The organism is Muricoccus radiodurans (assembly GCF_050154705.1).
Classification (GTDB): Bacteria; Pseudomonadota; Alphaproteobacteria; order Acetobacterales; family Acetobacteraceae; genus Roseomonas; species Roseomonas radiodurans.
This window is the reverse complement of sequence record NZ_CP189561.1, coordinates 719,072-737,721: the sequence shown is the minus strand read 5'-3', so window position 1 is coordinate 737,721 and position 18,650 is coordinate 719,072. Positions and strand designations below refer to the sequence as shown.

The following is an 18,650-nucleotide window of genomic DNA, read 5'->3' as shown; positions in this document are numbered from 1 at the left end:
GATCCTGGCCGGATCTTGGGATGGACCTGCACCGATGAACGATGCCCCGGGCGCGCCCGGCCGTCCCGCGGGACGCGTGGACCGCGTCACGGACCAGCGGATTGAGGGCTGGCTCGATGCCGCGGTGCTCGGTGGCGGACGGGTCACGCTCCAGATCTTGCGGGACGACGAGCCCTGCGGGACGCAGGTGATCGCCCCCGCCACGGCGAGGGCCGAGCCCTGGGGGCGGGTCGTTCCCTTCGCGCTGCCGCTGCCCGGGCCGGCCGAGCCGGGAAGTGCCTATTCGGTGCGCGTTCTGAATGGCCGGCCGCTCGCCGGCTCCGCGCGCCGGCCGGTCGCACCGTCCCGCCCCGCCCGCGCCCTGGTCATGATCCCGGCCGGCTACGTCTACGAGCACGACAAGGTCCGCCTCTACAACCGCATCCTGGAGGGCGACTACGGCAACATCGGCGACCTCATGGTTTATGAGAGCACGCTGAAGCTCCTCGACTACGTCGAGCTGCAAACGCTGGAGATCGCGAACCCGACCGACGAGACGATCCGCCGCGCCAACGAGGAGTTCGACTTCGCCTTCCTCCGCGGCTCGAACTTCATCCACGAGTACATGGACTGGGAACGAGCCCCGGAGGTGCTGGAGCGCCTCAAGATCCCGGTCGTGGCGGTCGGCGTCGGCGCCCAGTCGGCGGAGCGGCGCCGGATCAGCCTGCCGCCCGAGGCGCGCCGGGTGTGGCACGCGATCGCGGACCGTTGCGCCGCAGTCGGCACCCGCGGCGCGTGGTCGGCGGAGGTGCTGGCCGACAATGGCGTCCGCAACGTCGAGGTCGTGGGATGCCCCTCCCTTTTCCGGGCGCGCGACCGCAACCTCCGGCTGCGCCTACCGCCGCGCGGGGGCGTGCGGCGGGCCGCGTTCTCGCTGCGTCGGGAGACGGGAAAGGGTTATGCGCGGGACCTCTCCTCCTACGCCGCCACCCAGAAGGCCTTCATGATGCGGCTGAACCGGGAGTGCGAGTTGCACGTCACGGTACACGGCGAGGCCGAGGAGAAGTGGTTCGCCCTGCACGACGAGGCGCGCATCCCGGCAGCCACTGAGAAGCTCCGCCAATCCGGCTGGCTGGACCCGGTGAACGAGGCAGCCATGCTCGACCTCTACCGCAATCGGAGCTTCTTCTATCAGACCGGTGAGGAATACGACCACTTCGTCCGGGACATGGATATCACCCTGGGCTATCGCGTCCACGGGGTGCTTCCGGCCCTGGCCAACGGCATCCCGTCCATGCTGGTGAACTACGACGAGCGCAGCGCCGAGCTCGCCCGCACCCATCGCATCCCGATGCTGGACGAGGCCGCCCTTCGCGGCCGCGGGCTGGACCTTTACGACCCTGCCCGCTTCGCCGAGTGGCAGGCTGCCTTCCCGAAGGGCTATGACCGAATGCGGGACCACCTTGTGCGGAACGGCATCCCGCACCGGATGTAGAGCGGCGCTTGCCGGGGGCTGGGCGCGCGTGGCACCAGGGGACGACCTGCCCGCGGAGACCGCGCCTTGCCCGATGCCCTGACCGAGCTTCCCCCGCCCGCCCGCCGCCCGATCGCGGCGGGGCGGCTGGAGACGGTCACGGCGCGTCAGGCGATCGGACAGTTCGCCGGACGGGCCGGCACCGGGATCGAGATCGTCTCCGGTGACCGCGTGGTCGGAAGCGGGACGGTCGCGCCGGGACCGGACGGCCTGCAACGCTTCGCGATCCCCCTGCCTGAGGGTGAGGCCCTCGCCGGCTCGCGGTCGCCGCTGCGCGCCCGCACGGTGGACGGCCGCGACCTCTCCGGCTTGGAGCGGGTTCCACTTCCGGTCGGCCGTCCCGCCAAGGCGCTGGTCATGATCCCTGCCGGTCAGGTCTACGACCACGACAAAGCTCGCCTCTATGAGAAGACGCTGACGGGCACCTACGCAAACATCGGCGACATGATGGTCTACGAGAGCACGTTGCGGATGTTCGACTTCTCCGCCCTGCGTCCGCTCGAGATCACCGAGCCCACGCAGTCCCGCATCGACCTTTATAACGCGGAGTACGATTTCGTCTTCCTGCGCGGCTCCAACTTCATCCATGAGTCCACGAACTTCCGCCGCGCTACCGAGGTGCTGGATCGTCTGAAGATCCCGGTCATCGCGGCCGGAGTCGGCGCCCAGGCGGTCACGCGCCGCAAGATCGTCCTCCCGCCCGAGCCGCTGCGGGTCTGGAACGCCATCGCGGACCGCTGCGCGACGATCGGCGTTCGCGGCGCCTATTCCGCCGAGGTCCTGTGGGATAACGGCATCCGGAACGTGGAGGTGGTGGGCTGCCCCTCCATCTTCCGCGCGCGGGACCCGGAGATGCGGCTGCGCCGCGTGGCGCCCGATGCCGTGAAGAAGGTCGCGTTCTCCCTGCGGCGGGAGACAGGGCACAATTATTCCCGAAACGTGGCGGATTACCTGTCGGTGCAGAAGGCGACGATGCTCCGGCTGGACCGGGAGACGGACCTCACCGTGACGGTGCACGGCGAGCTGGAGGAGCGGGCCTTTGCCCTGCGCCAGGAGGATCGGATCGAGGCGGCGACCGAGGAGCTGCGCCGCCGCCGATGGTTCACGCCCGAGGACGAGGAGCAGATGCTCCGGATCTACCGGGACCGCCTGTTCTTCTACAAGACGGGGCAGGAATACGACGATTTCGTCCGCCAGCAGGACATGACAATCGGGTACCGCGTCCACGGGGTGCTGCCGGCGCTGGCGAACGGCACGCCCTCCATTCTCGTGGACTATGACGAGCGCAGCGCGGAGCTGGCCAACACGCACCGCATCCCTCTGGTGACGGAAGAGGACCTGCGCGACCGCCCCTGGCGCGAGCTCTATGCCGAGGCGCGCTTCGACGCCTTCGAGGAGGAGTTCCGCTGGGGCTACGCCCGCATGAAGGCGCACCTGGATCGCAACGGCATCCCGAACCGGATGTAGGCCGGGGATGCGGGTCCTCGTCATCTCGCCGACACCGTCTCACCCGCAGGATGCCGGGAACCGGCAGCGCATCCACGCGATGCTGTCCCGCCTGAAGGGCTTCGGCCATCGCGTCGAGTTCCTCTTCGTGCAGCGGGAAACGGTGGACGGCGTGGCGCTGGACGCGATGCGCGCGGCCTGGGACGCGCTGATCCTGCTGCCGCACGATCGCAAGGCGGAGCGGCGGACGCTCGAACAGACTCATGCGGTGGACGACTGGTGGACGCCGGAGCTGGAGGCCGGGATCGGCGCCGTCGCGGCGGCGGAAACCTACGACCTCGTCCTCGTGGAATACGTGTTTCTCTCCCGCGCGCTGGACCTCTTCCCGGCCGGCACGCTGAAGGTGATCGACACGCACGATGTCTTCGCCGACCGCCACCTGCGCCTGAAGGCGCTCGGCCTGCCTGCCGCCTTCTTTCACACGACGCGGGAGGAGGAGGGTCGCGGCCTGGACCGCGCCGATCTCGTCCTTGCCATTCAGGATGACGAGCGCGCCGCGTTGGAGGAGACGACGCGGACGCCCGTCGCGACGCTCGGCTTCATCCCTCCGGCGTCCCCTGCGCCGCCCCGCGTCGGGGACGGATGGCGGATCGGCTATCTCGGCAGCGGGAACCCCATCAACGGTCACGCGATCAACCGCTTTCTCGGCAATCTCGATCTCGCCTACCTCGCGGAGCACCGCGCGGTGGTGCAGGTCGCCGGGGGGGCCTCCGGCCTGGTCGGCCCGGCGAGGCCGGGGCTGGAACCGGTGGGCCGGGTCGAGGAGCCCGGCCCCTTTCTTGCCGGCCTCGACCTGGCTGTGAATCCGCACGAGGGCGGGACCGGGCTGAAGATCAAGACAGTCGAGGCCCTGGCCCATGGACGGCCGGTGATCGGCACGGCCGAGGCCTTCGCCGGCCTGGCGGCCCGCGCGCATTTCCACGCGGCGGCGAGTGCGCCGGCAACAGCCGCCCTGGCCCGCCGCTGGGTCGATGACGCAGCCTTCCGCACCGCGGTCGCAGAGGAGAGCGCGACACTGTTCCGCCGCTACGCCGCCGAGGTGGAGCGGCAGATCGCCCCCTTCTGCAGCCGGGAGTCGCTGGAACGCCTGATCCGGCGTCCCCGCGCGCTGCTGGTCACCGACATCCCCTTCTGGCGTGTTGGGCTCGGCAACGAGGCCCGCATCACCGAACTCGTCCGCGCGGCGCGGGGCGCCATGGACCTCGATCTTCTCCACCTCGGCGCGCTGGGGCCCGAGGATGCTGCCGCGGCCGCCCGCGTCCTCGGTCCCCGCGGCACAGTCTTCGACTCGCAGGGGTCCGAAGACGAGGACCACACGCCTCCTGCACGGCTTCCACTGACTCCCTTCGAGCGGCGTTCCTTCGTCGCCGCCCATCTCGATGCGATGACGGCGCTGCTGGCGGAGCGGGACTACGACCTCGTCATCCTCCAGTATATCCGCCTCTCCTATCTTCGGCACGCCGGCAACATGCCCGCCCTTCGAGTGCTCGACACGCACGACCTCATGTCCCTCCGAACCCTCAACTTCGAGCATTTCGAGCGGGAGCACTTCCTGCGCATCCCTATCCTGGAGGAGATGGAGATCCTTTCGGGATTCGAGACGGTCCTCGCGATTCAGGGCGTCGAGCACGCGACGATCGACGGCGCCCTTCCAAACCGGTCCCTGCACCTGCCGCACACCGTGCCGGAACTCGCCTGGACCGATGCGGCTCGGCCCACGCGGCGCATTGTCTTCATCGGCGGCGACAGCCCGATGAACCGGGACGGGATGCGATGGTTCTTCGAACAGGTCTGGCCTTGTGTCGACGAGGAGGGCGCCTTGCTGCACGTGGCGGGACGGGTCTGCGAGTCGCTGTCGGACCTCGCGGCGAACTCCCGCAACCTCGTCCTGCACGGCCAGGTGGACGACCTCGGCGCATTCCTCGACGCCGCCGATATCGGGATCAATCCCGTGTTCTACGGCGGCGGGCTGAAGATCAAGACCGTGGAATACCTCTGCCGCGGCCTGCCCTCCGTCCTGACCGAGGAAGCCGCCTTCGGGATCGGCGAGGGAGAGGGCCGCGCGTACCTCATTGCGCGGTCGCGCCTGGAATACATCGCGCATCTCCAGACCCTGCTACGCCAGCCCGCCACGCGGCGACGAATCGGGGAGGAGGCCTTCCGCCTGGGGCGGTCCGCCTTCGGCCGGCCCGTCGCGACGGCGGCCCTGCGCGGCCTCGCCCAGATCGCCCTCGCCGCGCGTTCCGCTGCCCCGCTTCCCGCGGTATCCTGACACGCCCATGCCGCCCCAGACCCTGCCCGGCCTTCCGCTCGAAACCCTTAGCGACGGGCTCGACCTCGCCGCGCTGCGCCGCGCCGACCGCGCGGTAGAGGATGCCGCCGCCCGGGCCCGCGCGGGCGCGATCCGGGACCGGCTCGAGAACCTCATCGCCGTCTGCGACCCTGCCTTGCGGGCTCTGGCCGAAGCGCTGATTGCCGAGATCGGCCGCGCGGATGCCCGGGCGGAAGCCGCGGCCCAGGCCGCCTTGGAGACGCGCCGCAGCCGCGGCGAATGGATCAGCCTCGATCCTCTGCGCCACATTCCCGAGGGCCGGGCGGCACCCCCTCCCCCGCCTCCCCGACGTGTCGCGGTGCATGCGGCGGACCCCGCCTTCCACGGCTTCGGCTGGCATTCGGCGGAGGGTACGGGGGCGGAATCTTGGCGCTGGAGCGGGACGGACCGCGCTGCCTCCATCATCCTCCCAAGCCTCGGCGGCGGGCGTCTGATGATCCGCTTGGACGTCGTCGCACCCTTCCAGGCGGCGCTGGATGCATCGGCGATCACGGTTCTCGCGAACGGGCAACCGCTGGAGCTCTTGCTCGTGCGGGCGGCCCCCAGCCGGGCCACGCTCGGCGCCGACTACACGGCTCCGGAGGATGGCGGCCATGGCAGCCTCGTCCTCGTTCTCCTCGGTCCCTCCTTCGCCGACGCCGCGGGCCCGGACACGCGAGTCCTCGGGGTGGGGTTGCGCAGCGTCACGGTGGAGCGGGACTAGCGCACCGGCCCATCCGGCCGGCGGATGGCCACCATGAAGTCGGTGCTCAGCTCGTTGAAGCCCCAGAAGTTCCGCAGGGACATGCGCAGGCTGTTCGGCGGACGCCGCCAGCGCTGACCATCGCACGCCGTGACCGGCACCAGGGGGGCGAGGCACTCGCGCCAGAAATCCACGTCGAATGCCGCGTCCACGACGCTCAGGTGCTGCCCAGGCTGCGCCTCGGCGATGCTGTCCGGAATGTCGAAGGGCGATCCGAGCAGCCAGCGGGCCGGCACACCGAAGTAGCGCGCCTCCAGCAACACGGAGGAGGAAACGCCGATCACCTCCCGCACGTCGCCGCTGGCCAGGAGCGCATAAATATTGGCGTTGGTCCGTTCGACCACCGCCAAAGGTAGGCCGAGCGCCAGAAGGCCGAAATCGCCGCTGGCGTAGGGATGCGGCTTGAACGCGATCCGCCCCGTCGGTGCTGCCGCCGCGCGCAGCGTTGTCGCGAAGTCGGACAAGTCCAGCACCCGCCCGCCACGAACGAGGGAACGGTCCACCCGCGTCTGCCCCACGAGCAGCCGGTCCGACTGCAGCCGCAGGTTCGGAAGGAACTTCAGCGCAGATGCCGCGAGCAGCCCCGCCGCGCCGTGAAACCCGGCGGACTCCGCGTGGTAGGGCAGCATGGCCTCGAAGACCGCGGGATCGTTCGTCTGGATGGCGAAGAACACATCGTCCAGAAAGCGGACCGGATGGATGCTGAAATCGAGGAACGGGACGCCGAGCACGCTCAGCACACGCTTGGCGGTCTCCGAAAGCTCGAAGCCGATGACGACGGCTCCACCATAGGCCTCGTCGAAGACGCGCAGCACGCCCTCGGGCGCGATCGCGGTGTCGCAGATCTCTGCCCAGCCGCGCCAACTCCGCTCCACGCCCCAGTGGTCATAGGCAGCCTCGGTGTCGAAGCCCTCGCCCCAGGTGGCGCACTCGACGGGAAGGCCCGTCGCCTCCGCGGCGTGGACGCGGAACAGGCGATGGAACCACTGGATGTTCTCTGTCTGACCGGCGCGGAAGGCGACCTCGGCGGGCCGCAGGACGTCCCCGGTGAAGACGATCCGGCGGAAAGCGTCAGGCATCGGCGCGCGCCCCCGCCAGGTATCGCAGGAATGAGGCCGCGGTTCGCTCAATCGCCGGAATGCCGTGCTGCTCTTGCACGTAGCGACGGGCGCGCTGGCCCATGGCACGCCGGAGCTTCTCCTCCCGCAGCAGCAGTTCCACCGCCGGCCGCAGCGCGTCGCGGCCAACCATGAAGCCGTGCTGCCCCTCGGTGAAGCCGCCATAGATGGTGTCTCGGTACACGACGACCGGCAGGCCGCACGCCATGGCTTCCACCACCGCCCGCGGCAGCCCGTCCATGGTGGAGGTGTGCACCATGACCCGGCAGCGCTTGAGGAGGAGCAGGAGGTCCGGCTGCGGCAGCCGCCCCGCGAGCTTCAGGCGCGACCGGTCGGCCGCCTTGATCGCCGCCGCCATCGCCTCGGTCGGCTTGCCGCCGCCCACCAGGACCACGCGCCCCAGCGCGGTGAGCGGCAGCACGTCCGCCTGGTTCTTCCGCTTGTCGTGCAGGCCACCGACATTGACGATGTCGTGCAGCACCGGCCCTTCGGCCGGCGCCGCGGCCAGATCCAGGTCCACGTATTTCGGCATCACGAAGCCCGTTCCCGCCGCGGCGTGCCGGGGGAAGTGCCGCCGGAGCTGCGCGGGATACTCGCCGAAAACGAACGTCGCCGAATCCAGCACCGGGTCCGAGACACCGCCGCCCACAATGAGGCCTGCGCGCGCGCCGCCGCCGAGAGCCCGATGGAGATGGGCATTCACCTCGTAGCCCAGCCCCTTGAACAGGATCACGTCGGGCGCGAAGCCCCGAACCGCCTCGACGAGCGCGGCCGAGACCTGCCGGTGCGGGATCGGCGCCGGATCGTCCGAGGGACAGAACGTGACGGACACCGACCCGTCGAGGAAGCGCTCCTCTTCCACTTGCCGCCCCGCATGCATGCGGAAGACCGCGATGGTTGCGCCCAGCAACGCGAGCGAGCGCATGAAGTGCATGTCCCGCAGCGCGCCGGCCATCGAGCGGTCGGCGTGGCTCATCAGCAGGGCGATGCGCACCCGGGAGTCGCCTCAGGCCGCGTCGAGGCCGCGATAGCCGCGGGGGTGCGCGACCCGCCAGGCGAAGGCGGTGCCGACGATCTGATCGAGGCTTCCGCGGCGCGGCGTCCAGCCCGTGTCACGGCACAACCGGTCATTCGCGGCGACGAGCGTCGGCGGGTCCCCGGGCCGGCGCGGACCGAAGCTGTGCGGCACCGGGCGGCCGGAGATCCGCTCCACCGCATCGATCACCTCCCGCACCGAATAGCCGGTCCCACTGCCGAGGTTGTAGCGGCAGGATGGCCCGGTCGCGAGGCGGTCCAGCACGAGGAGATGCGCCTCCGCAAGATCGGTGACGTGCACGTAGTCTCGCACCGCTGTGCCGTCGGGCGTGTCGTAGTCGGTGCCGTACACCAGGAGCGGCGGCCCGAGCCCGAGCGCCGCGTTCACTGCGTTCGGGATCAGGTGCGTTTCCGGGTCGTGGTCCTCGCCGAGGCGCCCTTCGGGATCGGCTCCGGCGGCGTTGAAGTAGCGCAGCGCGGCGGAGCGCAGGCCATGCGCCCGGTCCGCCCATTCCAGCGCGCGCTCGCCCATGAGCTTCGACTCACCATAGGGGGAGACGGGCTTCGTCGCCGCCTCCTCCCCGATCGGCAGAGCGTCGGGATGCCCGAACACAGCGCCGGTGGAGGAGAGCACGAAGCGGCGGCACCCCGCGCGTATCGCCGCCTCCGCGACCGTCACCGTCGTCGCGACGTTCTCGCCGATGTAACGCAGCGGCTCGCGCATGCTCTCCGGCACGAGCGAGATCGCAGCAAGGTGGACCACCCCGTCGAACCGCCAGGAGGCGAAGATCTCGTCCACGCGCTTCCGGTCCGACGCATCGGCCACCACGAGTTCAGTGCCGGCCGGAACCGCAGCCCGATGGCCCTGCCGCAGGTCGTCCAGCACCACCACCTCGTCCCCCCGCTCCCGGAGCGCGAGCGCGACATGGCTGCCGACATAGCCCGCGCCGCCCGTCACCAGGAATCGCCCCATGCCCACCCTCCGGCCGCGCGGCTTGCCGCGGGCCGCAACCTATGGTGCGGTGGGCGCGCGAACAATCGTCCCCGGCCAGATTGGCCGGGGCGCCACGGCACGCGGAACGTGATGGCCGGGATTGACCATCCATCTTTACAAGTATGATGCCCCCGCCGATCGCCGCGCCGCTGCGGCGCCTCCTCGTTCCCCTTCCTTCCGGCCGCATGGGCGGGGCCGAGGCGCACACCCTGCGCCTCTGCGATGCCGCGGCGACCCTGGGTGTGGCGGTCACCGTGGCCGCGGAGCCGGATTTGCTCGACCGCCTGCGCGGTCCGGGGCGGGAGGTGTTGCCCGCCAGGCTCGCCTGGCGCCGCGGACTGGTCGAGAGCGCCCGGGCGGCCCAGGCGGAGGCCGCCGCCACGGCGATGGCCGCCGCGTCCCCGGATGCGGTCCTGCTCCCGCTTCCCTGGCCCGACCACGCTGCGGGAGTCATGGAGGTTCTCGCCGCGACGGGATTGCCGGCCCTGGTCGTCGCGCACCTTGTCCCGCACGACCCGCCGCCGGGGGTCGACGGGGTGCTGCAGGAGATCGCGCGAGGGATGCGCGCCGCCTGGACCGCCGTGGCGACGCCCACGGCGCATCGCCTTGCCCAGCAGCTCGGCCTGCCCCGGGGAACGGTAACGGTGGTTCCGAACGGCGTGGACGCCCCGGTGCGGGCCGACCCGTTCTCCTTTCACGCGACGCTCGGGCTAGCGCCGGGCGCGCGGGTCGCGCTGTTCCTCGGGCGGCTGGACCGGGGCAAGGGCGCAGACCTGCTGCCCGACATGGCGGAGGCGATCGCGCGCCGCATGCCCGGTGCCGTCCTCGCCTGCGCTGGCGACGGGCCGCTGCGTGCATCCCTGGAGAGTGCGGCACCGCCCGGACATCCGCTGCGCCTCCTCGGCCATTCCTCCCGGCCCGCCGCCCTGCTGCGCGCGGCCGACGCACTGCTCATGCCGTCCCGGCTGGAGGGCGCGCCGCTCACCTTTCTGGAGGCGGCGCTCTGCGATCTGCCGGTGATCGCGACACCTCAGGCGCTCGAGGCCGAACCGGAGCCCGGTCGCCTCGCGTGGCTCGCGCCTGCCGAAGATCCCGTCGCCTTCGCTGAAGCACTAGAGGCGCTTCTCGCCAATCCCGCGGAGACGGCGCGGCGGGCCGCGGCTGCACGCCGCCTGGCCGCGGCGCACGATGGCGCTGCAATGGCCGCGCATCACCTCGCGCTGCTTCGCGCGCTCGTCGCGATGGCTCCTGACCGGCCCGCTTGGCACGCTCCGGGCAGGGTGGGATAACCGCGCGCACCGTCCGGACCCCCGCCCCGCATGCCAGAGGCCGCCGCCCCGACGCGCGCCGCGACCGAGACCGCTCCTGAGCCGGAGATCGCCGTGGTGATCCCGGCGCACGGGCAGCCCGGCCTGCTGCCGGAGGCGGTGGAATCTGTCCTTGCGCAGCGCGGCCCCCGCGCGGTTGCGGCCGTCGTGGTGGATGATGGCTGCCCCTATCCGCAGACGCGGGAGGCAGCATTGCGCCTCGCGCGTCGCGCGCCCGGCCGCGTGCATCTGCTGCGTCGGCGTCAGGGGGGGCTCAGCGCCGCGCGCAACACGGGGGTTGACTTCGTGCTCCGCGCCTGGCCGGGCTGCCGGTCGGTGTTCATGCTGGATTCCGATAACCGGCTGCATCCGGACTTCCTGGCCCGCGCGGCCGGGCTGCTGGAATCCTCCGGACCGGCAACGGGCTGGGTCTATCCCGACTTCGACTATTTCGGGATCGAGGACAGCTATTCCGCGGCCGGCGAACACTCGCTGTTCCTCCACCTGCTGGAGAATGGGTGTGACGCCGGCAGCCTCGTGGCCCGCAGCGTGTTCGAGGCCGGGCTGCGCTACGACGAGACGATGCGCTCGGGGTTCGAGGACTGGGACTTCTGGCTGCGCGCCGCCGCCGCCGGCTTCCGAGGTCGTCACGTTCCGCTGGCGGGTTTCCGCTATCGCCGCCGCGCGGAGAGCATGCGGTTGACCGCCGAGCGGCAGCGGCCGGTGATCCTCGGCGGCATGCGCGCGCGGCTCGCCCCTATGATCCGCCCGCGCCCGCTCCTGGCGCTCGAGGCCGCGGAGGTCCCACGCTTCTTGCTGTTGCGCAGCGGCTCGGAGGCGGCGGAGTTCGTGGTGGACCCGCTCCGCTCCCGGCACCCGCCCGAGACCCGGGACGCGATGCGCCGCCGACTGGTCGAGGCAATGCGTCGCCCGGCTGCGATCCACGCGCCAGCCTTCACTGCGTTCGCGTCAGATGGCGCGATGGACGCCCTCAACCGCACGAAGCTCCTGCACAACGCGCTCTGGCAGACCCAGCGACTGTTGCGCGGCGCGGAGGCGGTCGCGATCACCATCGCCGCCGGAAACGATGACGCGGTTCGGCTTGAACGGAACGCGGGTTCGAAGACCGAGGCGGCGCTGCTCGTGCTTCGCACCACGGCCTTCTCCGAGGCCGCGGCGGCAGGGCGCACGGACTGGCTCGACGCGGCGAGGACGGCGACGCTGCGTCTGGTCCTGCCGCATCACATCGCCCACGAGCTTCCGCCGGCGGTCCTGCCCGAAGCCCGTTCGGAACTCGCGGCCCTGTCCAACGTCTTCGGCAACCGCCACCCCGACGCCGGCGAGTGGCGCGCGGACTGGCGCCGCCCCCGCGGACGGGCGCATGAGGGCTACAAGGAGCTGCTCGGCCTCGGCGCGGTCCTGCCCTGGCTCTCGCCGGAGGGCGGCCGCGACATCGGCCTCCTGCTCCCGATCTTCGAGCTGGGCGGAGTTGAGCGCGTCATCGTCCAGTACGCGCGTGCCCTCCGCGCGCGGGGCTGGCGCCCGCACCTCATCCTCACAGGTGCCGACCGGGCGAACCTGCCCGCGGACGCGCTGGACATCTTCGAGACGGTCCAGTTCCCGCCCGCACCAGGCATGGAAGGCGCCGACACGCTACGCCACCACCTCGGCGCCGCCCTGCCCGGCCTGGCGGAGGGAGCGGAGGCACGCGATCTGGCGGGGATCGCGGCGCCGATGCACGCGGTGCTCGCGACCCACGCGCTCGCCGCGCACGCGGTGATGGGCGCCCTGCGCGGCCTGGGCGTCGTGACCTTTGCCGGGCTGCATCTTGTCGAGCGCGACGCCGTCGGGCTTCCGCGCGGCAACCCCCAGGCGCTGCTCGCCTTCGAGGGCGCCTATGACGGCGTGGTGGTCGTCTCCCGCGCGCTGCGGGACTGGTGCGTCGGACAGGGCATTCCGGACAGCAAGGTCGTGATCGTCCCGAACGGACCGGGCTACGACGCCGATCCCGGCGCCGTGGCCCAGGCGCTTGCGGCCCGCGCCGAGCACCCCGGCCGTCCGCTGCGCGCGCTCTTCCTCGGGCGGCTGGACGCGCAGAAAGGGCTGGACCGGCTGCGAGACGCCATCGCTTTCACCGGACGCGAAGGCGTGGAGTGGCGGGTCGTTGGCCGCGCGGTACTCGATGCCGCGACCGACCCCGGCGCGCCGGTCGAGCCGCCGCCGGCCGGCCCGGCCGGTCTCGACACGCTCTTTGCCTGGGCGGATGTGCTGGTCCTTCCCTCCCGCTTCGAGGGTGCCCCGCTGACGGTGCTGGAGGCGCAGCGCTTCGGCTGCATCCCGGTCGCCACCGACACGGGCGCCCTGCGCGAGCAGATCACGGACGGCGTGGACGGGCGGCTCGTCCCGTCCCGTGGGAGTGACGCGGAGGTCGCAGTCGCCGTGGCGGATGCCCTGCTCTCGCTCGCCCGCGATCCCGCCTCGCGCCGCGCAATGGCCCGCGCGGCAGCGTCCCGCGCCGCGGGCGCCGGGGACTGGGCGGCCCACATGACCCCCTGGATGACCCTACTGGAGAGGATCCCCGACGCGTGATCGTCCGCGCCGCCGCCATCGACCTTCCCCGCCTGACCGGCGCCCGCCCCGCCGTGCTCGTGGCCGAGGGCCTGCCCGACGCGGCCGCCCTCGGCACCGACAGCCTCGACGTCTGGGTCGCGGCGGTCCGCGGGGCAGTGACACTCCTTCATCCTCTCGGCCAGTCCGCTCCGGACCCGGAGACGGCGGAGGACCTTCCGACGCCGCCCGTCTCCGTCATCGCGATCGTCGCCACGGAACGGGTGCGCAGCGCGGCGCTGCTCGGCTGGTGGTCGGAGGCCTCCGGCCTCCCCGCCCCGCCCCTGCTGCTGGCGACCTCCGGCGCGACCGCCATGCCGATGCTGCTGGGCCGCCTCACCGGCGTGCTGGCCGAGGCCACCGCCCGGGAGGCGGCGCTGGACGGCGCCCTCACCGCCCTCCGCCTGGAGCTGGAGGAGACGCGGATGGCTGCGGCGGACATGGCGCGCCGTCTCGCCCACCTGCCACCTTGCCCGCTGCGCCTCGTGCTCGACGGCGAGGCGGGCGACGGTACCGCCGCGGCATTGCAGGGTGATCCGCTCCGCCTGCAAGCCGAACCGGGCGTCATGCTCGCCGGGCTGGCGGCGCTCGCGGTGCACGTCGCCTCCGTGCCGTCCACGCCGGGGACGCTGCGCCTGCGTCTTCTCGGGGGCGAAAGCGGGCGGGTCGCCGGTTCCTGGCTGATCCACCACGCCTCGCTCGCCCCTGGCTGGCTTCTGCTCGACCTTCCGACGCCGCTGCCGGCCCTGCGCGAGACCGCCATCGTTGAGATCACCTCCGAGGGTGAGACCGCGCCCGCCCTGTCCCTGGATCCCCGCTGGGCCGGCCTGGAGGGGTCCCATCCCCTTGCCCTGCGCGCCTGGTCCGGCGAGCCCGGCAGCCGTTACCTCCTGCCCCGCTTCTGGGACCCGGAGGAGGTCGGGCTCTCACTGGCCGCCGCCGGCGTGCCGCACAGCCTGCCGCCTGCGGCCTGGAACGGCGCCGCGGTGCTGGCGGGAGACGCGCCGCTCGCGGCCCTCGGTGAAGAGGAGCCACGCCCCGTGCTTCGCGCCGCGGCCGGCGGACATGCGGTGATCCTCCTGCCACATCTTCACGCACCGGGGATGGATCGGCTCCGCGTCCTCGTCTCGCCGGCAGGGCCTGAGGGCGGTGCGGTGGCGGCCTGGGTGCACCCCGTCGGCGCCAGACTGCCGGATGTTGCGTCGTTCGACCGGCTGGACGGGAACTCTGCCGGCACCGGCTGGCGGGATCTCGTCGCGCCGGGGACCGAGCTCGTCTTGAACCTTCCGGCAGCGAGCGGGGGCCGTGTGCAGCTGGCAATCGGCCTACGCGCAGAGGCGCATGGAGCCGCCACAGCGGAAGTCTCTCAGGTGACCCTCGAAGCCTCGCGGGCCGAGGGCGCGCCGGCCACGGCCCGGCGCGCCACTCTGCCCGACCCGGCGCCGCCGCCGCCCATCATGGTCTCCCTGCCGCGGGTGTCAGCCGCTCCGTCCGCGCCCGCGCCGCCGCCCCGGCCGGTCACGGCCGCGGAGACCGGTGCGGCGGCTCCGGTGCCCGCGTCGACGGCAACGGGAATGCCGACGTCCGCTCCGGGTGCTTACACGGCCGCCCCGGCCACCCGCGCGCCGATCCCGGCGCGGCACGAGACGGTGCGGCTGCACCAGCACCTTCCCGGCGCCTCCTACGAGCACCTGGACATGACCGTTGTCGGCCTCGCCCGCGGTCCGCAGCGCTGGCCGAGCGTGCGAGTGAAGCTCGCGATGAAGGACACGAAGCCGAGCCTTGAGTTCCGCAAGGCGGCCGGCTGGCCGGCCAGCTTCCAGGACTGGCTGGGCACCGGCAGCGACCGCTTCGGGCCCTTTCTCCGGATCACGCGCGAGGAGTTGCCCGACTTCCTCGATCGCATCACGGATGAACGGGATGCGGCGATGATGCAGGGTCTGCTGACCGTTCTGCCGGCGGCCGCCGAGGCGGCGGCGCGGGAGGCTTCCATGCCGACGCCCGACGTCGCGCGCTGGGTGCAGGCCGCACGCGCCGTGCAGGAGGCGGGCCGCCCGGCGTCCCGCCCCGTGAGTTCCCCCGCCTGACGCGGAGCGCCGCGGGGCGGCGAAGCGGAAAGACACTCAAGCCGGAGCGCCCGGCCGGACCGCCGCCGGCCAGGACGCCTCCCGGGCGGGACGGTCCCGCTCAGACCCGCTCGATCACCATGGCGATGCCCTGGCCGACGCCGATGCACATGGTGCAGAGCGCGTAGCGCCCGCCGCGCCGGTGCAGCTCATGAACCGCCGTCTGCACCAGGCGCGCGCCGCTCATCCCGAGCGGATGGCCGAGCGCGATCGCGCCGCCATTCGGGTTCACATGCTCCGCGTCATCGGGCAGGCCGAGGTCGCGGGTCACGGCCAGCGCCTGGGCCGCGAAGGCCTCGTTCAGCTCGATCACGTCGATGTCGGAGAGCTTCAGGCCCGCCTTCTCCAGAACCTTGCGCGTAGCGGGTGCGGGGCCGAAGCCCATGATGCGCGGCGGCACGCCGGCGGTGGCCGCGGCCACGACGCGGGCGCGCGGCGTGAGGCCGTGCCGGCGCGCCTCCTCCTCCGTCGCGATCAGGATGGCGCAGGCGCCGTCATTCACGCCGGAGGCGTTGCCGGCGGTCACCGAGCCGCCCTCTTTCCGGAAGGGGGTGGGGAGCTTGGCCAGCGCCTCGGCGGTCGTGTCCGGGCGCAGGTGCTCGTCCGCGCTCACCACCACGGGGTCGCCCTTCCGGCGAGGGATCTCGACGGGCACGATCTCCTCGGCGAAGCGACCGGCCTTCTGCGCGGCACCCGCCCGCTGCTGGGACCGCAGGGCGAAGGCGTCCTGGTCGGCGCGCGAGACCTGGAAGTCTTGCGCGACGTTCTCCGCCGTCTCCGGCATGGAGTCGGTTCCGTGCGCCGCCTTCATCTTCGCGTTCACGAAGCGCCAGCCGATCGTCGTGTCGAAGATCTCAGCGGTGCGGCCGAAAGCCTCGGCGCTCTTTCCCATGACAAAGGGTGCGCGGGTCATGCTCTCGACGCCGCCGGCCATCATGAAGTTCGCCTCGCCGGCCTTGATGGCGCGGGCGGCGATGCCGACCGCATCCATGCCCGAGCCGCAGAGCCGGTTCACCGTGCTGCCGCCGATCGTGTCCGGCAGGCCGGCCAGCAGCAGGGCCATCCGGGCGACGTTGCGGTTGTCCTCGCCAGCCTGGTTCGCGCAGCCATAGATCACGTCGTCCAGCCGGGCCCAGTCCACGCCCGGGTTGCGCGCCATCAGCGCCTTCATCGGCACGGCGCCGAGGTCGTCTGCCCGCACGGCGGAAAGCCCGCCGGCATAGCGGCCGATGGGCGTGCGGGCGGCATCGCAGATGAAGGCCTCGGCCATGACGTATCTCCCCGGGCAAACCTTGCCGTCGGCCGGGAGAAACCCCGAAACGCCGCGGTCGGCAAGCCGCATTCGGCTACCCCGCCTTTACGGGTGCCGGCTCAGGATGTCGGCTCGTGGGGGGCGGCCGGCCCGGGCGAGAGTGGCTGCCGCGGAACCGGCGAGCCTGGATCCGCCTCGGTGAGCCCGGACCGTCGCGAACCTCAATCCTCCGCGAAGGGTGCGGGACGTGTCTGCCTTGAGGCGCGGAGTTCCAGCAGCAGATGAATCGCCGGGATGAGCAGCGGGATGCCACCGAACACCGCGGCCGCCGCCACGCGATCCGGATCGATGGGCGACACGGACCACGCTTCCACCATGCGGGGAAGGCTGGACAGCAGGATCGGCGGCAGGGCGAGAAGCACGGCCAGGCGCGCCAGGCTGGAACACCCGGCCAGCCCTCCGCGTCCGAGCAGGACGAAGCGGCCGGCCAGGGCGAGGAAGACCAGGAACGCCCCCACGGCGCAGACGCCCGTCAGCGCCATCATGAGCACCCCCGCACCGGTCCAAAGGTCCTGACCCATTCGGGGACCGCCCGCCAGCACGGTCTGGACAAGGCCCAGCAACGCTACGGGCGTGAGGACGAAGGCTGCGGGCAGCGCGAAGGACAGGACCACCAGAGACGCGGGCACCGCGATGAGCATCACCTCGGCGGCAACCAGCATCCGGCTCAGGGTTTCGGGCATGGCGCTCCGAGGATCGCGGGGTGAGCCCCAACGGGGAAGCGGTCGGACACGTCCGGTGCGTCAGGCCTCCCGCGAGCCCTGAATGGCCCGCGGCAGCGCCCGGCCGACCAGTGCGGCCAGCCCGACGGTCACCAGAGTCGCCATGCCGTGCCAGAGCAGGACCATCAGCGCGGCATCCAGATGGTGGAACAGGCTAAGTCCCGCCGAGCAGAAGGCCGCCGCGCCCAGCCCGGCGAGCGCGGCGACCGGCACAGCCCTCATCGGCCAGGCGTGCCGCAGCAGAAGCAGGGACACCACCGTCAGCGGCAGTCCCAGCCCGATGATGAAGCGCAGGCAGCCCCAGGAGGTGGTGACCTCCATCGCCTCCGGGCCGAGCCGCGCCATGTCGCCGAGGCAGCCCAGCCCGAGAGCACCGATCCAGACGGCGGCGGCCGGCAGGGGCAGCAGCGCCCAGGCGCGGTGGCGGTCGGGCTGCGCGAGCATGGCCGCGGCCAGCAGAGCAAGGCCCCCGGTCGCGATGGAGGCCAGCCACTGCATGACGTCCTGCGGCAGCATCAGCCGATAGTGCAGGTCAGGCCGGAAGCCGGCGATGACCGTGGCCAACGCCACCAGCACCGCCGCGAGTCCCGACAGCGCCAGCCCGCGCCGCCAGGGCGAGATGGGACGCACCGGTACCAGTCCCGCGGAGAGGCGACCGATCAGCTCCTCCGGCGCGCTCATGTCAAGGCCCCCAGCCGGCGCCGCAGCGAGGCGATGGCCCGGTGGGTCGCCACCTTCAGCGCGCCGACGCTCATGCCGCTCGCGGCGCTCGCTTCCGCCAGGCTCATCTCCTCCAGCTTGCTGAGCCGGAGCGCGACCCGCTGGGCGTTCGGCAGGGTGGCCACCGCCTCCCGGAGGAGGCGGGCCTCCTGCCGGGCCTCGGCCTCCGGCGCCACCGCGGGGCCGGTCGCCTCGTCCAGCGGCAGGTGGCCGACTTGGTGGCGCGAGCGACGGGCTCGGTCGATCGCACGCCGGTCCGCGATCGCGACGACCCAGGGCCGCAAGGGCCGCGTCGGGTCGTAGGTGTGGCGGAGCCGGTGGATCGTCAGCAACGCGTCCTGTACGGCGTCCTCGACCTCTGCGGCGATCGGCAGGCGGCGGCGGCAGATCCCGCGCAGCAGCGGCAGCGTCGCGCGCAGAAGCTGGTCATACGCCCGCTGGTCGCCGGCCTGGGCAGCAGCCATCCAGCCCTCCCATTGCCGGTCCGGATCCAGCCGCGGCGCCTCCCTCCCGCGCGCCAGGGTGCTGGCCGGGGAGCGCGTCCATTGGGGCGGAGGCAGGGCGGTCATGCAACCGGCTTCGCATCGCGGGCGAAAAGGTTACGCGAGAGCCGCCG

Annotated in this window: 14 protein-coding genes; 7 read left to right on the top strand and 7 right to left on the bottom strand. The window is 72.2% G+C overall.

The window, feature by feature from the left end; translation table 11 throughout:
• Window positions 1-34 precede the first annotated feature (34 nt).
• The 4 genes from ACP6CK_RS03640 to ACP6CK_RS03625 all read left to right on the top strand — a co-directional run bounded on the left by ACP6CK_RS03640 (window position 35) and on the right by ACP6CK_RS03625 (window position 6,054).
• The gene (locus tag ACP6CK_RS03640) at window positions 35-1,474 is read left to right on the top strand and encodes a polysaccharide pyruvyl transferase family protein (protein WP_426957407.1); all 1,440 of its coding nucleotides are present in this window, start codon (window positions 35-37) and stop codon (window positions 1,472-1,474) included.
• A gap of 66 nt (window positions 1,475-1,540) precedes the next feature.
• A complete protein-coding gene (locus ACP6CK_RS03635; protein WP_426957406.1) occupies window positions 1,541-2,980 on the top strand; it encodes a polysaccharide pyruvyl transferase family protein in 1,440 nt (479 codons plus the stop codon).
• Window positions 2,981-2,987: 7 nt separating this feature from the next.
• On the top strand, window positions 2,988-5,291 hold the full coding sequence (locus ACP6CK_RS03630) for a glycosyltransferase (RefSeq protein WP_426957405.1): 2,304 nt from the start codon (window positions 2,988-2,990) through the stop codon (window positions 5,289-5,291).
• 7 nt (window positions 5,292-5,298) lie between these two features.
• Window positions 5,299-6,054, top strand: coding sequence for a hypothetical protein (locus ACP6CK_RS03625; protein ID WP_426957404.1), 756 nt, complete (start codon window positions 5,299-5,301; stop codon window positions 6,052-6,054).
• Here ACP6CK_RS03625 and ACP6CK_RS03620 read toward each other — a convergent pair.
• The 3 genes from ACP6CK_RS03620 to galE are packed head-to-tail and all read right to left on the bottom strand — an operon-like array spanning window position 6,051 to window position 9,219.
• Entirely contained in the window at window positions 6,051-7,172 is a 1,122-nt protein-coding gene (locus ACP6CK_RS03620; RefSeq protein WP_426957403.1) for a hypothetical protein, read from the bottom strand. The two genes, ACP6CK_RS03625 and ACP6CK_RS03620, sit on opposite strands and share 4 nt — an antisense overlap.
• Window positions 7,165-8,205, bottom strand: coding sequence for a glycosyltransferase family 4 protein (locus ACP6CK_RS03615; RefSeq protein ID WP_426957402.1), 1,041 nt, complete (start codon window positions 8,203-8,205; stop codon window positions 7,165-7,167). Before ACP6CK_RS03615 ends, ACP6CK_RS03620 begins: the two co-directional genes overlap by 8 nt.
• A 12-nt stretch (window positions 8,206-8,217) precedes the next feature.
• Entirely contained in the window at window positions 8,218-9,219 is a 1,002-nt protein-coding gene (gene galE / locus ACP6CK_RS03610) for a UDP-glucose 4-epimerase GalE (protein WP_426957401.1), read from the bottom strand.
• 143 nt (window positions 9,220-9,362) lie between these two features.
• Here galE and ACP6CK_RS03605 point away from each other — a divergent pair, with 143 nt between their 5' ends.
• The 3 genes from ACP6CK_RS03605 to ACP6CK_RS03595 are packed head-to-tail and all read left to right on the top strand — an operon-like array spanning window position 9,363 to window position 15,241.
• Window positions 9,363-10,529, top strand: coding sequence for a glycosyltransferase family 4 protein (locus ACP6CK_RS03605; protein WP_426957400.1), 1,167 nt, complete (start codon window positions 9,363-9,365; stop codon window positions 10,527-10,529).
• 30 nt (window positions 10,530-10,559) lie between these two features.
• On the top strand, window positions 10,560-13,136 hold the full coding sequence (locus ACP6CK_RS03600) for a glycosyltransferase (protein WP_426957399.1): 2,577 nt from the start codon (window positions 10,560-10,562) through the stop codon (window positions 13,134-13,136).
• The gene (locus ACP6CK_RS03595; protein ID WP_426957398.1) at window positions 13,133-15,241 is read left to right on the top strand and encodes a DUF6212 domain-containing protein; all 2,109 of its coding nucleotides are present in this window, start codon (window positions 13,133-13,135) and stop codon (window positions 15,239-15,241) included. Before ACP6CK_RS03600 ends, ACP6CK_RS03595 begins: the two co-directional genes overlap by 4 nt.
• Before the next feature lie 100 nt (window positions 15,242-15,341).
• Here ACP6CK_RS03595 and pcaF read toward each other — a convergent pair whose 3' ends face one another.
• The 4 genes from pcaF to ACP6CK_RS03575 all read right to left on the bottom strand — a co-directional run bounded on the left by pcaF (window position 15,342) and on the right by ACP6CK_RS03575 (window position 18,603).
• Window positions 15,342-16,550, bottom strand: coding sequence for a 3-oxoadipyl-CoA thiolase (gene pcaF, locus ACP6CK_RS03590; RefSeq protein ID WP_426957397.1), 1,209 nt, complete (start codon window positions 16,548-16,550; stop codon window positions 15,342-15,344).
• 203 nt (window positions 16,551-16,753) lie between these two features.
• The gene (locus ACP6CK_RS03585; RefSeq protein ID WP_426957396.1) at window positions 16,754-17,275 is read right to left on the bottom strand and encodes a hypothetical protein; all 522 of its coding nucleotides are present in this window, start codon (window positions 17,273-17,275) and stop codon (window positions 16,754-16,756) included.
• 60 nt (window positions 17,276-17,335) lie between these two features.
• The gene (locus tag ACP6CK_RS03580) at window positions 17,336-17,995 is read right to left on the bottom strand and encodes an NrsF family protein (RefSeq protein ID WP_426957395.1); all 660 of its coding nucleotides are present in this window, start codon (window positions 17,993-17,995) and stop codon (window positions 17,336-17,338) included.
• Window positions 17,992-18,603 (bottom strand): RNA polymerase sigma factor, encoded by a 612-nt coding sequence (locus tag ACP6CK_RS03575; RefSeq protein WP_426957394.1) that lies wholly within the window; start codon window positions 18,601-18,603, stop codon window positions 17,992-17,994. The genes ACP6CK_RS03580 and ACP6CK_RS03575 overlap by 4 nt, the downstream gene beginning before the upstream one ends.
• Window positions 18,604-18,650: the final 47 nt, after the last annotated feature.

What these genes read in the sequence shown, in the direction of transcription:
- ACP6CK_RS03640 (WP_426957407.1), top strand. Translation starts at nt 35, where the DNA reads ATGAACGATGCCCCGGGCGCGCCCGGCCGTCCCGCGGGACGCGTGGAC.
- ACP6CK_RS03630 (WP_426957405.1), top strand. Translation starts at nt 2,988, where the DNA reads ATGCGGGTCCTCGTCATCTCGCCGACACCGTCTCACCCGCAGGATGCC.
- ACP6CK_RS03625 (WP_426957404.1), top strand. Translation starts at nt 5,299, where the DNA reads ATGCCGCCCCAGACCCTGCCCGGCCTTCCGCTCGAAACCCTTAGCGAC.
- ACP6CK_RS03620 (WP_426957403.1), bottom strand. Translation starts at nt 7,172, where the DNA reads ATGCCTGACGCTTTCCGCCGGATCGTCTTCACCGGGGACGTCCTGCGG.
- galE (WP_426957401.1), bottom strand. Translation starts at nt 9,219, where the DNA reads ATGGGGCGATTCCTGGTGACGGGCGGCGCGGGCTATGTCGGCAGCCAT.
- ACP6CK_RS03605 (WP_426957400.1), top strand. Translation starts at nt 9,363, where the DNA reads ATGATGCCCCCGCCGATCGCCGCGCCGCTGCGGCGCCTCCTCGTTCCC.
- ACP6CK_RS03600 (WP_426957399.1), top strand. Translation starts at nt 10,560, where the DNA reads ATGCCAGAGGCCGCCGCCCCGACGCGCGCCGCGACCGAGACCGCTCCT.
- pcaF (WP_426957397.1), bottom strand. Translation starts at nt 16,550, where the DNA reads ATGGCCGAGGCCTTCATCTGCGATGCCGCCCGCACGCCCATCGGCCGC.
- ACP6CK_RS03585 (WP_426957396.1), bottom strand. Translation starts at nt 17,275, where the DNA reads ATGCCCGAAACCCTGAGCCGGATGCTGGTTGCCGCCGAGGTGATGCTC.
- ACP6CK_RS03580 (WP_426957395.1), bottom strand. Translation starts at nt 17,995, where the DNA reads ATGAGCGCGCCGGAGGAGCTGATCGGTCGCCTCTCCGCGGGACTGGTA.
- ACP6CK_RS03575 (WP_426957394.1), bottom strand. Translation starts at nt 18,603, where the DNA reads ATGACCGCCCTGCCTCCGCCCCAATGGACGCGCTCCCCGGCCAGCACC.